Origin of the sequence: Viridibacillus sp. FSL R5-0888, from assembly GCF_038009105.1 — a bacterium.
Taxonomy (GTDB): Bacteria; Bacillota; Bacilli; order Bacillales_A; family Planococcaceae; genus Viridibacillus; species Viridibacillus arenosi.
Genome location: NZ_JBBPAU010000001.1, coordinates 3,961,888 through 3,976,662 on the forward strand (window position 1 = coordinate 3,961,888; position 14,775 = coordinate 3,976,662).

At 36.2% G+C, this 14,775-nt stretch carries 12 protein-coding genes and 1 pseudogene; 7 read left to right on the plus strand and 6 right to left on the minus strand.

Translation table 11 applies throughout. From position 1 onward, the window contains the following. Window positions 1-192: 192 nt before the first annotated feature. The 3 genes from MKY02_RS19610 (at window position 193) to MKY02_RS19620 (ending at window position 2,141) form a co-directional block, all read left to right on the plus strand. Window positions 193-1,080 carry a YitT family protein gene (locus MKY02_RS19610; protein WP_038180285.1) on the plus strand — a complete coding sequence of 296 codons (888 nt, stop codon included), beginning with the start codon at window positions 193-195 and terminating at the stop codon, window positions 1,078-1,080. A 202-nt stretch (window positions 1,081-1,282) separates the two neighbouring features. Continuing rightward, entirely contained in the window at window positions 1,283-1,687 is a 405-nt protein-coding gene (spx, locus tag MKY02_RS19615) for a transcriptional regulator Spx (protein WP_340711631.1), read from the plus strand. 25 nt (window positions 1,688-1,712) lie between these two features. Beyond that, complete coding sequence (locus MKY02_RS19620; protein ID WP_038180287.1) at window positions 1,713-2,141, plus strand: MarR family winged helix-turn-helix transcriptional regulator; 429 nt, start codon at window positions 1,713-1,715, stop codon at window positions 2,139-2,141. A 203-nt stretch (window positions 2,142-2,344) separates the two neighbouring features. Here the strand turns inward: MKY02_RS19620 and MKY02_RS19625 are convergent, their stop codons facing one another. Further along, on the minus strand, window positions 2,345-2,923 hold the full coding sequence (locus MKY02_RS19625; protein WP_076034265.1) for an RNA polymerase sigma factor: 579 nt from the start codon (window positions 2,921-2,923) through the stop codon (window positions 2,345-2,347). Between the two features lie 229 nt (window positions 2,924-3,152). Next, a complete protein-coding gene (locus MKY02_RS19630) occupies window positions 3,153-4,406 on the minus strand; it encodes a hemolysin family protein (protein ID WP_038180291.1) in 1,254 nt (417 codons plus the stop codon). Window positions 4,407-4,567: 161 nt separating this feature from the next. Between MKY02_RS19630 and MKY02_RS19635 the strand changes: the two genes are divergently transcribed. After that, window positions 4,568-5,950, plus strand: coding sequence for a dipeptidase (locus MKY02_RS19635; protein ID WP_038180292.1), 1,383 nt, complete (start codon window positions 4,568-4,570; stop codon window positions 5,948-5,950). Window positions 5,951-6,251: 301 nt separating this feature from the next. On the opposite strand, the gene MKY02_RS19640 is transcribed toward MKY02_RS19635, so the two are convergent. Further along, on the minus strand, window positions 6,252-6,824 hold the full coding sequence (locus MKY02_RS19640) for a nitroreductase family protein (RefSeq protein WP_038180295.1): 573 nt from the start codon (window positions 6,822-6,824) through the stop codon (window positions 6,252-6,254). 137 nt (window positions 6,825-6,961) lie between these two features. Further along, window positions 6,962-8,782, minus strand: coding sequence for a sensor domain-containing diguanylate cyclase (locus MKY02_RS19645; RefSeq protein ID WP_038180297.1), 1,821 nt, complete (start codon window positions 8,780-8,782; stop codon window positions 6,962-6,964). A gap of 96 nt (window positions 8,783-8,878) precedes the next feature. Between MKY02_RS19645 and MKY02_RS19650 the strand changes: the two genes are divergently transcribed. Further along, window positions 8,879-9,463: a glycerol-3-phosphate acyltransferase gene (locus MKY02_RS19650; RefSeq protein WP_038180298.1), complete on the plus strand. Its 585-nt coding sequence runs from the start codon at window positions 8,879-8,881 to the stop codon at window positions 9,461-9,463. An 86-nt stretch (window positions 9,464-9,549) separates the two neighbouring features. On the opposite strand, the pseudogene MKY02_RS19655 reads toward MKY02_RS19650, so the two are convergent. Beyond that, window positions 9,550-10,041 (minus strand): annotated as a pseudogene (locus tag MKY02_RS19655) (amidase domain-containing protein); the annotation flags it as partial. Between the two features lie 306 nt (window positions 10,042-10,347). Between MKY02_RS19655 and MKY02_RS19660 the strand changes: the two are divergent. Continuing rightward, window positions 10,348-11,370, plus strand: a complete 1,023-nt coding sequence (locus tag MKY02_RS19660) for a DUF2804 domain-containing protein (RefSeq protein WP_038180301.1) — start codon at window positions 10,348-10,350, stop codon at window positions 11,368-11,370. A 271-nt stretch (window positions 11,371-11,641) separates the two neighbouring features. Here the strand turns inward: MKY02_RS19660 and MKY02_RS19665 are convergent, their stop codons facing one another. After that, on the minus strand, window positions 11,642-12,361 hold the full coding sequence (locus tag MKY02_RS19665; RefSeq protein ID WP_340711632.1) for a glycerophosphodiester phosphodiesterase: 720 nt from the start codon (window positions 12,359-12,361) through the stop codon (window positions 11,642-11,644). Window positions 12,362-12,535: 174 nt separating this feature from the next. Between MKY02_RS19665 and helD the strand changes: the two genes are divergently transcribed. Next, entirely contained in the window at window positions 12,536-14,767 is a 2,232-nt protein-coding gene (gene helD / locus MKY02_RS19670) for an RNA polymerase recycling motor HelD (RefSeq protein ID WP_038180308.1), read from the plus strand. Window positions 14,768-14,775: the final 8 nt, after the last annotated feature.

Below are 14,775 nucleotides of genomic sequence, written 5' to 3' on the forward strand. Positions count from 1 at the left end.
TTTGAGCGCCCGACTGAAGTTGGAGAACGAATATCCGCAAGCTAATAGCATCTAAAGTTAATTATTTCTCTAAAAACTAAAACTCCGCTTTTGCGGAGTTTTTTCAAATCCTATACATTTACCATGGTTTCATAGATATCCCTTGAAATCAGCAACATATCGTGTAAAAATTATTATAAGGAAGGTGTTTTTATGGATTCAGACAAGAAAGCTAAAATAGTACAAAGAAAAAAAAATAAACTTAAGAAATATGCAATAAAACTCTTCTTCTTAACAATAGGAGCACTTATCATGGCTGTTGGGTTGGAAATGGTACTCATCCCAAACAACTTGATTGATGGTGGCGTTACCGGTATTGCCATTATGGCCTCTCACCTTACAAATCTTTCACTAGGGTTATTCCTATTCCTCTTTAACTTACCATTTCTATATTTAGGCTATAAACAAATTGGTCGAACATTTGCCTTTTCAGTCGCTTATGGTATCGTCGTTTTATCAATAGCGACTTCATTTATGCATAATTCATCAGCATTTACAAATGATACTCTATTAGCTACGGTTTTAGGCGGTATATTACTAGGTATTGGTGTTGGGATTGCAATTAGAGCTGGCGGTTGCTTAGATGGTAGTGAAACATTAGCCATTTTATTCAATAAAAAGTTGCCCTTCTCTGTAGGACAAATTATTTTATTCATGAACTTATTTATTTTAGGTAGTGCAGGATTCGTATTCGGTTTTGACCGCGCTATGTATTCGCTTATTTCATATTTCATTGCATTCAAAACAATTGACCTTGTTTCTGAAGGCTTGAATCAAACAAAATCCATCTGGATTATTAGTGATGAAGCAGATGAAATTGGAGATCAGATTATGTCTCGCTTAGGTCGCGGTATTACTTACTTAAATGGACAAGGCGGCTATTCAAAAGATGATAAACAAGTGATTTTCTGTGTTATCAGCCGTTTAGAAGAAGCTAAGTTAAAAAACATTGTAGAAGACGTCGATCCTTCTGCATTCCTTGCTTTCAGTAATATGACTGAAATTCAAGGCGGAAACTTTAAGAAAAAAGATGTTCACTAAATAACTCATACTTTCAAAATCCACTGGGCATAATTAGTACAGTGGATTTTTTTTATTTATCAGCTACTATTTTTGTCGAAAATTCAAACTTTCTGCTTTAGATGTTAATTTAACTTGTTTTTCATATCAAAACCATTGACTTATATATATCTTACTTGTAAGATATAAGTATAATAATCAGTAGAGAAAGCGGGATAAATAGATGGCTGTTACAATTTTTTCTCAAACGAGCTGTACATCATCAAAAAAGGCTTTACAGTGGCTAAAGGAAAATAACATTTCTTTCACTGAAAAGAGAATTACCTCTGATCAGTTAACATTGTCTGAATTCAAATTGATTTTAAGCATGACTGAAGATGGTACAGACGAAATTATTTCTACAAACTCTAAAGACTTCAAAAACTTAAATTGCGATATAAATCAACTTTCTATTCAAGAACTATATGATATTGTAAAGGATCATCCAAAAATGCTACGTAGCCCAATTTTGGTCGATGAAAAACGCCTACAAGTTGGCTATAATGATATGGATATTCGTCGTTTCATCCCACGCAAGGTGCGTGCTTATGAGCTTTATGAAATGCAACGCCTTTCACTAGAAGGCTGAATGAAACATTTTGGAGATGAGTAATATGAATGATGCTAGAAGAGAAAGCATTTCTTCATTATTTGAAGTAGTTGCTACTTTAGAGCGCAAATGGGCAAATGAATGGAATAGCCAGAACAGTCTAGGCTTTTCTAAAACGCATATTTTAATACTAGATCTTCTAAATAACGAAGGTCCAAAACGTCCTTCAGCTATCGCTGAAAAACTTCAAGTGACAACAGGTGGAGTAACTGTTCTAACTAGCAAACTAATAAAAACTGGCCTTGTTAAAAAGACGCAAAATGAAACAGATCGTCGTGCATCACAACTTGAAATTACAGATACTGGTAGAGAACTCCTATCAAAGGCACATCGCCATGTAAATGAAATTATCGAAAAAATGTTTGGCATGCTCAGCGAAGAAGAAATTCATACGCTCAGTAAGATTTTCTCTAAATGCTTATTTGGTTCATAACAACCGCTAACATGAAATTATTGTGTTAGCGGTTTTATTTTGAACAAAATTTTGGCCAAATCCTATAGTTGGAATATCATACTTCCTACCATACCAAAATAGCTACCCACATTTGGGTAGCTATTTTCTTATATATTTACCGTTTTTCAAGGCGGCGATCTCTGTATAGATTGCCCGACTTTTGATTAACGGACAACTATAGATTAAGCAGGCATGATTGCCTCAACTGAAGATTGATCGGCCATCATCATTTCTTTTAGACGTTGTTTCGCACGGAATAAACGAGATTTAACTGTACCGATTGAAACATTCATTAATTCTGCAATCTCAACAAGTGAGTATTGATTTACATAGAAATATACTAATGTATTGCGATATATAGCATCTAATTTACCAATTTTATCTTGCACAATTTGAGCGATTGCATCTTGCTCAATAACTTCCTCAGTAGATAGTTCATTATTGGGAACCAAATCTAGTACAGGAACGTCTAAAGTATCAGGTTGGTTCATCATGTATTTACTACGACGAACATTTTTGCGATAACGGTCGCGGAAAGTGTTCATACAAATTGTAGTTAACCAAGCTTTGACGTGATCTACGTCTGCTACATAAGATTCATAACGTACAACTTTCACCCAAACTTCTTGCATTAAATCCTCTGCCTCTGCTTTATTGCGAGTTAGTTTTAGACATAAATGATATATATAACGATTATATTCCTCATAAACTGTTTCTAGTGTTGTATTTGTATTTGTATTTGTATTTGTATTTGTTTTCATTTTCATTACCTCCGATTCGCGTCTTGCTTTGTTAACCCTATTGTCGCAAAAACAAACCTTTCACTCTATCGGATTCTCTTTCAATTTTATTACATTCATGTAAGGTTAATATATAAATCATGTAATCTAGATTCTAAAACGTTGGAATATCAACTATCTAAAGTGAAAGCTTACATTACAAAAGAAAAATCCTACCCAAAATTTTGGATAGGATTTTATTTATTTTCGATTACTCTTCCTCTTTATCAGATTCGATTGGCTTTTTTGTAATAGTTAACTTAGCAATACGGTTATCATCCATTTCATTTACTACTACATGAAGATTCTCAAAATCAAATGATTCATTTTCTTCTGGAACATGTACGCATTGTTCAAGGACAAAACCGCCTAACGTATCATGGAGCTGTGGAATATTTACTTCAAAAATGCGATTAGCTTCCACAATTTCAAGACGACCATGACAAACAAGTTTAGTTTCAGTCACTTCATAAATGAGCGACTCCTCTTCCTCATCCGATTCATCCTCGATTTCTTGTCCAATCATTTCTTCTATTATATCTTCATGAGAAATAATCCCAAGCGTCCCTCCATATTCATCTAAAACTATAGCTAAATGCTTTTTCTTAGCCAGCATTAATTTAAATACTTTTTCTACATTGATATTCGAAACTACAAAAAGTGGTTCGCGATCTATGAAATCACCTAGCGTTTTCGAAGGATCTAATGTCCATTCAATAAATTTCTTTGAATAGAACATACCGACAATATCATCCATACTTTCATCATAAACCGGATAACGGGTAAACGAGTATTCCAAAATGGTATCGCGCACCTCTTCAAACGTTGAATGAATAGATAGTCCAATAACCTCTGTTCTGTGCGTACCGAGAACATCTGATACATCTTTATTTGGAAAATCCATAACACCTTTAAGGCGTTCTGATTCATCAAAAGCAAATGTTCCTTCTGTTGATGCAATGTCCACCATAGTTCGAAGTTCTTCTTTCGTCAGTATTGCTTCTTTCACTGCTCCATTTGAAATGATTTGGATAAAAATATTGGTAAAACTTTGGATAATCCAAGTAATTGGGCGCAAAATTTGCACTAATAATGCAATGATTGGAGCGACCATATAAGCAATACGATCCGCAAAAGTTACAGCGATTGTTTTTGGAAGTACTTCTCCGAATATAATGATAATTACTGTCAAAATTGTAGTAGCTACCGAAAGTGGCCACCCATGTCTAAGTGCAATGATGGTTAAGAACGTTGGCAAAAGTATATTCGCAATATTATTTCCAATTAAAATTGTTGTAATCATGCGGTCCGGATGCGAAATGAGCAAAAACAATTTTTCAGACATGCGATCTCCTTGCTCAGCACGCAACTGGACCTTCATCCTATTGATAGCTGTTAAAGCTGTTTCACTGCCTGAAAAGAAAAATGACGCCACCAAACATATGATTAAACCTATAAACTCCAACTAAACTTCCTCCTGTTAATAAACGAATTCAGAACATTTTCATATAGACAATATACCATATTATTGATAATCCACCTCTTTTTCATGTGTACCTTTCAAATTATTTAAAGGGATATGCTATACTTATTTTATTATCGAATATTTCGAAATGGGGGATAATTATGAATAGTATAGACCAATATTTCACTACCAAACGTGAGGAACATTTGGAAGAATTAAAGCAGTTTTTATCTATTCCAAGTATCAGTTCTTTATCTGAACATAAAGAAGACATGAAAACTGCCGCTGCTTTTTTAGGCGATGCTATGAAAAAAGTCGGATTAGAAAACATCACAATTAATGAAACTGGGGGCCATCCCGCTGTTACTGCAGATTGGTTACACGCTGAAGGCAAACCAACCATTTTAGTATATGGTCACTATGATGTACAACCTGTTGATCCTTTAAACTTATGGGATAGCGAACCGTTTAAGCCTGAGATTCGTGACAATATTTTATATGCACGTGGTTCAAGTGACGATAAAGGTCAAGTGTTCATGCATATTAAAGTCATTGAAGCTTTAATGCAACTAAAAGGTGAGCTACCCGTTAACGTGAAATTTTTAATCGAAGGTGAAGAAGAAATCGGTAGTAAAAACTTACCGGCATTCGTTGAGGAACATAAAGACTATCTAGCTGCAGATTTAGTTTTAATTTCAGATACAGGTCTTTATGCACCTGGGAAACCTGCTGTTTGCTATGCTTTACGTGGTTTAACAGGCGTACAAATAGATATTCGTGGAGCGAAAGGTGACCTTCATTCAGGACTTTATGGTGGTGGTGTACAAAATCCAATACATGCTTTAGCTGATATTTTAACATCCTTCCATAATGAGCACGGCACTATCACAGTGGATGGCTTTTATGATAACGTTGTTCCTCTTACTGACGAAGAACGTTCAGCATTTCGCGCTTTAAACTTTGACGAGGAAGGTATCAAAGAGGAAATTGGTGTGAAAGAGTTATTCGGTGAAAAGGGTTACACTTACCTTGAACATACATGGGCGCGCCCAACACTTGAAGTAAACGGCGTATTCGGTGGTTTCTCTGGCGAAGGTATTAAAACAGTTTTACCTGCTGAAGCTGGTGCAAAAATAACTTGTCGCCTTGTTCCTAATCAAGATCCTGAAGAAATTGTAGAAAAGCTACGCGCACATATCGCAGCTCACAAGCCAACTGGCGTTGAAATTACAGTTACTGACTTTGATAAAGGTAAACCATTCATTACACCAATGAACCATCCACTAATCCAAGCTGCTGGACGTTCTTACGAAAAAATATATAACACTCCAACAGCATATATTCGTGGTGGTGGTTCAATTCCTATCGTCGCAGCATTTGATGAAATTCTAGGAACTCCAGTAATCTTAATGGGCTTCGGACTTTCAAGTGAAAACTTCCATGCACCAAACGAACACTTCCATCTAGAAAACTACGACAAAGGACTCCGTGTTATCAGCGACTACTACTACGAAGTAGCAGCAGTTGATAAGGATGCCCTATAAATAAAAAACGCTCCTTTTAAAAAAGGAGCGTTTTTTATTTGCAAAATTAATTTAATCAGAGATTTAGTACTTTATTCATATTACTCGAACTCCTTTTTTTGCATTGCTTGAGGCCGCATTTAACCTACTCATCTATTCTTTTGCTACTTAGGCTTCCATTTATCCTACTCGCCTACTCTTTTACTTCACTCAAGCTCTCTTTATCATCCCCTCCCCTCAAAATCAAAGAAATCCCGCATACGTTTGGTTAACGCATGCAGGATTTCTAATACCATAGAAGTACTATGGTTAGTGTATATTTCTATTCACCAAAAATCGTTACAATTTCACTTGCTGATTTACGTGGTTTTTCTTTTGGTACAAGATCATAGTAGCCGAATTGTAACATGCCGATAATGCGTTCACCTGATTTTACACCCATTGGTTCACGGAATTTTGGATTATCTAGCCAAGCAGGAGTTTTCCAGCATGCACCGATTCCTTTATCCCAAGCAAGCAGCTGCATATTTTGTATAAAGCTACTTGCTGCGGCGAAGTCTTCTAAACGTTCTTTTTGTCGAGCATCTTCTGGAATGACTACAAATGCATATGCACCTGGTAATGAGAATTTACTCATCTTGCTTTGAAGCTCATCTTCTGAAAGTTCTTTCCAATTTGGTACAGCAAATTCACGAATAAGGTCTTTTAATGGTTCTAATTCAGGACCGCATGCCACTACTAATCGCCAAGGTTGACGGTTACCGTGATTAGGTGCCCATACTGCATCGTCAATTATCGACATTAAATCTTCACGATCAATCGGCTGACCATTGAACATTTTAATGGAACGGCGTTGTTTAATTGCTTCTATTACTGTTAATGATTGTTCCTTCATTTCCATCACTCCTACTCTGCAAATTTTTACAATTTGGCAGTAAGTTTCATCATACGAGTTATGTATGCATCACTATCCACCATACCATATTCCTAAAAAAAAACAAAAAATGACGAAAGTAATCCTTATCATTTTTATTATAAAAAGTTTGTTTGATTGCGGCCGCTATTTTTTGACTGATAAAGTGCTTGATCAGCTGCTTCGATAAAATCACTTACTGATTCAAATGAATGCATAAATGTCGTAGTGCCACCAATGCTAATAGTTGCAAATTGTATATCACTTCTACCTTTATGTTCAAATTTAGCATTTTCAACTGAACTGCGTATTTTCTCAGCAAGTATCCTTGCCTCACCCTCGCCCATATCTCGAATAACGATTGCGAATTCTTCTCCACCATAACGAGAAATTACGCCTCGGTCAGCTACGATATCCTTCATTATATTCACAGTATGACAAATAAGATCGTCACCTTTTAGATGACCATATGTATCGTTATATTTTTTGAATTCATCAATATCAATCATGAGTATTGTTAGAGGCCACTTGTCTTTGTAACTTTTTCGGAAACAGATTGGTAGTCGATCTTCAAAATAGCGTCGATTATTAATGCCTGTTAAGCCATCTAATTCTGTCAGTTGCTTCAATCGCTCATTTTTCAACTGTAATTCATATGTTCTTTCATGAATCTTTTTGTCAAGTGATGTATTTAACGTCATTAATTCCTTGCTAAGTAATTCAGATTCATGGAAATTTTTTGCGTAATTGCGACTTAAATTGAATGCTTGCAAAATGACGTAGAAGAAAAATCCGTAAATTGAAAGCATGAGTGTATCTATTAAACCCTTTGCAAACAAATAATCGTTCACCACCGTTATAAAAAACAATAAATTCGCTATTAAGTTCATTAGAGCAGTAGGTCTTTTGTTAACAAAAGCCTTTACTAATATAATCGTTATGAAAATCATAAGTATAAAAGCAAGAGGAAAAATGTCAAAGAAAAGAGATTTAAAAAAGCTCGGTGGTGTTACCCACGTTAGCAATAATAGAGGCATAATTATTGCTATTACTATATAAACTATCTTCTTACCAGCTTCTCTAGGGAATAGTCGAGAAATAAAACCTATATATACTAAGACTGATCCGTAAATTAATGTGTGCTCTATTCGCTTTAGTAAAAACCAAGACAAATGTGAGAACTGCATTTGCAAAAGCATTGGCCCTACGAAAAGTGAGCGCACCGCTATGAATAGACTCAACAAGCCAAAATAAAGGAAAGGTCGTTCAGTTTTCCTATATAAAAAAATAATTATATGGTATATCCCTATAATAATTATACTGCCATTCATAAATAACAGAGCTGCTTGCCGATCTGAATGATAATTGACTATAGCATTTGCTCGTCCAAATAAAATCTCTTCACTTGGCCCACCAACGTTGTCTTCAAAATTAGACACTTGCAAAACGACTAAAATCTTATCAGAGTTAGGAACGAAATAGCCAATTTTAGGTGTCATTGAAGGAGCTGATGTATCTTTAGAAGTACCAACAGAACCACTCGTTGAAATGGGCATTCCATCAACAAGCAAGGTATAGGCGCTTGATTGGAAACGAGTAGAAAGCGCAAATGTATGACCAATTTGCTCTTTAGGAATTTTCAAATAGAGAGCAAATGTTGCATAGTCTGTTATATTCCTTAAAGAGTCATTCCAAGTTCTTGGCAAATATTCTTTATCAACATTAGATGTTATAATCCTCTTCTCTATCTCTCTATTAGATAGTAGTTCATGAGTAAAAAATAACCATTCACCTCGTAATGGAATGATAGAACTCTCTGCTATATCTGTTTGATTGATTACTAATAAGCCGTATTTGATTTGGGAATTAGTTTCATAATCGACTAATGTACAGCCACTGAGGATGAATACAAATAGTATTAATGCACTGATCTTTCTCAATTGTACTCCTCCAAATATTTGATAATCGATTAAAAAAGGGTTGTTTTCATAGTTGTTTTTCCTACATACTGTAAAAAAGAGTCTGGAGGATTTTGTATGTCTTATTTGACGATTTGTTATTGGCTAGTAAGTTACTTCGTCGGTACATTCATGACTGCATGGTGGGTTGGTAAATGGCGAAATATCGATTTACGTGAGCATCGCAGCGGGAATTTAGGCGCTAGAAATGCTGGAGCAGTTATTGGTAAATCCGCATTTTTCCTAACTTCAATTGGTGATGGTAGCAAAGGATTACTCATTGTTCTACTCGGCTACTTGCTGAACGAAACGGAATTTTCAATCGCAGTTGCTGGTGCCCTTGTCATTATCGGCCATTTATTTCCTTTTTGGTTAAAAGGCAAAGGTGGTAAAGGTATTGCAACCTTTGTCGGAGTTACACTTGCTTTTAATCCGTTATTATTTTTAGCTTTTGTCGTTGGTTTTTTAATTCCAATTCCTTTCCTGAAAAGCGCAACACTAAGTATGCTTTTTGGTTATGTATGTTATATAGGATCAATTATTTACAGCGGATGTTTACCAGTTGCGTGGCCAATCATTCTTATTATTTTAATCATTGTTTACAAACATCGCTTCGACATTATCGAGTCCTATCAAGAAAAAGCTTGGAAATCAAAAAAATAATGAAAAAACCAATATTATAATAGCCTACTTTTTTTGAAAACACAGCAAACCCGACCTATTATCCATTGAATAGGTCGGGTACTTTATTATATTGGTAATATAACATCTTCTATGTGAAAAAAGTAGTATTTCATATTCGGCGTATAAGCAGTTGAGTCTAAATATTCCCATGGTCGATGAAAGCTATTGGATGTGTGGGCATTCACAAGAGGTTCACCATCTTGAAAACTTGTAACGATGACAGAATGATCTATTCTTCCGTTATCTTGGAAATCGTAAAAAATAACATCTCCTAGTTCTAAGTCATAGGCAGATGCAACTCGCTTTCCCCTCAGTCCCTTCTTTGAAGTTTCTAAATACCAACGCAATGAATGCGGTGTACTCCAACTAAAACTCCAATTACCTCCTTTTAGCCACCATCCCCCCGATCGGTTTGGCGCTCCCCACATTGGTGCGCCTCCTGCAAAAAGACATTGCGATATATAATTCGTACAATCCACATCAAATCGCGGAAATGCTGGATTGTAGCTGTCCCACCATTTATCGGCGTAAGCGACAGCTGCTTGTCGATTGTAAACTGCTCCATCACACCTCCTTACTCATGTATATGTATTGCCCTGATTGAATATTTCTATTATTGTAAAGGATTTTTATAAAGTAGTTATTTTGTCATTAAAAGTCTTTTTAACGAAATTTATCTATTTATAAAGAACCTCAAACTATTACTCATGTTATTACATTTCCATGATATTTGTCAGTGTCTTTACATTTATACAACAATTTCAATATTCCTTATTTGAATTGCCCAATATAAGTCAAAAATTTGGTACAATAAAAACAACTAATTTGTTTCTCCTACTTTACGTTTGAAAGGGTGTTCGAAATTGACACAGCACGCAGAAAAAGAAATTGTTGAGTCGACATTATTATGTGACAAGAAGGGTAATCTAAATCCCGCTGCCATAGGATTCGCTCGAAAACCAATTATCAATAGTAATTTGAAAGGCCATTTCATGCGTAAAAAGAAATGGAATTATTGGTGTGTTTTCGGAGATGAAATTATGTTCTCTGCTACAATTAGCCATTTAGATTATGCTGCTGTTTGTTTCGTCTACTTCTTAGATTACGAAACTCAACGTTACTTTGAAAAAACAATCACTATTCCCTTGGGCAATAAAGTTAAAATGCCTACAAGCGTATTAGAAACTATAAGTTTCAATCACGATGATATGAAAATCCAACTGCTATATGCGCAAAATGAAACACAAATGACTGTCACTATCCCTGATTTTGATGGCGATTTACTGCATGCTGACTTAACAATCAAACACCCTGTAAACGACGACTCTCTCAATGTCGTCATCCCTTGGAATCGTCAAACCTTCCAATTTACTGGAAAACATCATTCATTACCAACTAACGGTTACGTTAAAATAGGAGAAAAACGTTATAATTTTCAAGAAGAAGAGTGCTACGCAGTGCTTGACTATGGTCGTGGCGTTTGGCCACGTGAAGCAACTTGGAACTGGGCTATGGCTTCCCAAAGATGTAGAGGACACCGAATCGGTCTAAACTTAGGTGGACAATGGACAGATGGTACCGGCATGACGGAAAATGCAATATTTCTAGATGGCAAGATGACTAAAATCCATGAAGATGTTATTTTCGAATACAATACAAAAGATTTTATGCAACCTTGGCATATTAAATCTAAATTCACGGATGATGTTCAACTTACATTCACACCTTTCTTTGAACGTATCGCTACTACAAACGCCAAAGTTATCAAATCCGAAGTACATCAAATGGTAGGCTATTTCAACGGCCGCGTCCGATTAGACAGCGGTTGTTACCTACCTATCCAACAACTACTCGGCACCGCCGAAGAACATTTAGCTAAATGGTAAAAAGGACAGCCTCTGATTTGATTGAGAGGCTGTCCTTTTATCTTGGCAGTTGTTAAAAATGCGTTCGTTGAGTAAGATTAGTTTTTTTGAGTAGCTATGGTCTCCTTGAGTAGTGATAATCTATTCTCCAGTAGTGATACTTCTCCCCTGAGTAGTGATACTTTCTTCTCGAGTAGCGCTAATCTCGCTCTGAGTATCGATAATTCTTCCCAGTAGCGATTATCTCTTCTCGACTAGCACTGATTCCTTCCCAATAGCGAGCACCAATCCTTTATTTATTCCCATGCATATAGAGTTTCTCCGGATAATCTGTAAACACAGCTTCGACTCCAAGCTTTTTCATCAAATCATAATCTTCTATTGTATTCACAGTATAGACGCGCACTATATTTCCTCGTTCAATCGCCGTTTTAACGGCTTCTCGTTTAGCCGCTACTAATGAAACATGCAGTGCATCCGTACCTATCATTACACCGTACTCATGTAGATTTACTAATATCTTCATGAATAATGCCCCTACTTCATTTTGCGGTGCTTTTTTTAATACTCGCTCCACCATTTCATGATCAAATGATGCAAAAACAACTCTGTCTAACATGTCATTTTCTACTAGCAAAGCTATTACTTCATCTTCTATCCCCTGATATGAAAAGACATCCGTTTTCAATTCAATATTAATCATATGATGAGTCGCTTTGAAAAGCTCTAATACCTCTTGCAGAGTTGGGATTTTCTCGCCTGCAAATTGTTCACCTTTCCATGACCCAAAATCATATGAACGTAATTCTTCAAACGTCATATCACGGATATAGCCTTCTCCGTTTGAAGTACGATTGATACGTTCATCATGGTTGATAACGAGAACACCATCTTTTGTACGTTGGACATCTAATTCAATACCGTAAATAGGTAATCTTGCGGCTTCACGAAAAGAACAAAGTGTATTTTCAGGGAAATCACCTGAAGCCCCACGATGTGCAAATATTTTCATTTATTATTTCCTCCAAAGGTTTATTCGTTAACTATATGCTACACTTTCTAGATTTTCCAGACAATTGAAAACTTTTACTTGTACTCTCTGAATTCATGTAGTAATATTTATCATTGCTATCAAAACCCCAACATCTTCAACAGGACGCAAAATTGCCAAATTGGAGGACTGTAAATGACACAGAAGCATCCCGATTTTGAACAAGAAGCTCAGCGCCTGGCTTACACAAAACATTATATGCGAAAACTCTTAGAAGAATCCAAACGTGACGTTCAATCAGCACAGGACAGTATTCGAAAATCGATGGCTGATTTAGAATACCTAGATTCAAGTTTAAGCTACCTCAATATTTTAACGAATGCTCGTTTTTTTGAAATGGCACGTGATCAAAAAGAAGGCCTTGAAGCAGTTCAACAAAAACCTTATTTTGCACGTATACATTTTCAAAAAGAAGGCGAACCAGCGGAAAAACTATATATTGGTAAGACCTCTCTATTTGACCGTGAAACACAAGAACCCATCATAGTTGACTGGCGCTCTCCTGTCGCTAACGTATACTACGACGGACGACTTGGTGATCTTACTTATAAAGTACATGACGAAGAATACAATGGGCACCTCTTTTCAAAACGGCAATATAAAATTGAAGAAGGCAAACTATTAGACGTCCAAGATATTGACCTGACAACAAATGATGAGCTATTACAAGATGCACTGGCAGGTAAAGCTGATGTACGACTTACTGAAATCGTCTCAACGATTCAAGCTGAACAAAACGATGTTATACGTGCTCACTTAAAACAACCGATACTCGTACAAGGTGCAGCTGGTTCAGGAAAGACAACTATTGCACTCCATAGAATCTCTTATTTCCTTTATACAATGGGCGAGCATTTCAACGCAAAAGAACTGATGATTTTAGCACCTAATCAGCTATTCATAGACTATATTGGCGACGTATTACCTGAGCTTGGTGTTGATCAAATTTGCCAAACAACTTACTCAGATTATGTGCAACACGCAACTGATATTAAGCTGAAAATCCAAAATCCAAATGAACAGCTTGAAAAACTCGTGAGCGAAGACACTACCGATGAAACAGTGCTTTGGCTGACCAAAATGAAAGGTTCATTAGAATACCGAGATGTTATGGATCGCTATTTAAAAAGGATTGAATCCCAAATAGCTGATCAATTCGAAGACGTTTATATCGAAAAATATCGCATTTTAACAGGCTCTCATTTAAGAAAACTCTTCTTAAAAGATTTTGCCTATATGCCCATTGAAAAGCGAATTGAACGAATTAAAGCTGTGCTACAAAATTATGTACGACAAAAGAAAAAGCAAATACTACTTTCTTTAAATAAAAGATATGATGAAATGTTGGATAAGGCATTGTTCGGTATTCAAGATGCAGCTAAGCGTAAACAAACAGTTACAAAATGGATTGATGAACGTGATGTTCGAATTCCAGCTGTTGAAAAGATGGCTAAATCTACCTGTTCAAGTTATATGAAGCGTTTTAAGAAGCATAAAATCAAATCCTTATATCGTGAGTTTTTGACGAATTATGATTTACAAAGAGAGTTATCTCCCAAATGGTCTGAAGAAGAGCATGCGCAATTTTTCAACGCTCATATAAAAGAAACTTGGGCCTTAGAAGATTTGGCTGCAATCTTCTATTTGCATGCCAAAATCAAAGGGGTCAACGAAGAATGGAAAATGCGCGTTGTTTTCATCGATGAGGTGCAAGATTATAGCTTATTCCAGTTAGCTGCTTTAAAAGAAGGTCTAGAAACTGATATGTTCACTATGGTAGGCGACTTGGCCCAAGGTATACATAGTTACCGCTCCTTAACGGACTGGACGCCCGTACGCGAGTTATTCCCTCGCGCTACTTATAAAACTTTACAAAAAAGCTATCGTACTACAATAGAAATTATGGCTGTTGCAAATGAAATCTTATCGAAAATGGGCGAAGATTTACCACTTGTAGAGCCAGTTGTCCGTCATGGAGATGAACCAACCTTCCATGAGATGGGAATAATTGACCCCACAGCGATTGAAGATATTCATCAACAAATTAGAGCAAAAGGGCACCGCTCCATCGCACTCATTTGTAAAACCTCTGATGAAGCAATGGACTATACGAAAGTATTACAAAATGCTGGTGTAATGGCACAGACTTTATCTGAATCATCCGAGATTGATCAGGGTGCACTTCTCGTCATACCAAGTCATTTAGCAAAGGGGCTTGAATTCGATGCAGTTATTGTAACAGCCATCGAAAAGCCTTTCCGTGATACAGCACTTGATCGAAAGCTTTTATATGTAGCTGTCACCCGTGCCATGCATGAGCTACATTTAGTAGGCTCTTCACGCAATGCGTTTTTATTAGCAGAATAAAAATAAAG

What these genes read in the sequence shown, in the direction of transcription:
- MKY02_RS19610 (WP_038180285.1), top strand. Translation starts at nt 193, where the DNA reads ATGGATTCAGACAAGAAAGCTAAAATAGTACAAAGAAAAAAAAATAAA.
- spx (WP_340711631.1), top strand. Translation starts at nt 1,283, where the DNA reads ATGGCTGTTACAATTTTTTCTCAAACGAGCTGTACATCATCAAAAAAG.
- MKY02_RS19620 (WP_038180287.1), top strand. Translation starts at nt 1,713, where the DNA reads ATGAATGATGCTAGAAGAGAAAGCATTTCTTCATTATTTGAAGTAGTT.
- MKY02_RS19625 (WP_076034265.1), bottom strand. Translation starts at nt 2,923, where the DNA reads ATGAAAACAAATACAAATACAAATACAAATACAAATACAACACTAGAA.
- MKY02_RS19635 (WP_038180292.1), top strand. Translation starts at nt 4,568, where the DNA reads ATGAATAGTATAGACCAATATTTCACTACCAAACGTGAGGAACATTTG.
- MKY02_RS19640 (WP_038180295.1), bottom strand. Translation starts at nt 6,824, where the DNA reads ATGAAGGAACAATCATTAACAGTAATAGAAGCAATTAAACAACGCCGT.
- MKY02_RS19650 (WP_038180298.1), top strand. Translation starts at nt 8,879, where the DNA reads ATGTCTTATTTGACGATTTGTTATTGGCTAGTAAGTTACTTCGTCGGT.
- MKY02_RS19665 (WP_340711632.1), bottom strand. Translation starts at nt 12,361, where the DNA reads ATGAAAATATTTGCACATCGTGGGGCTTCAGGTGATTTCCCTGAAAAT.
- helD (WP_038180308.1), top strand. Translation starts at nt 12,536, where the DNA reads ATGACACAGAAGCATCCCGATTTTGAACAAGAAGCTCAGCGCCTGGCT.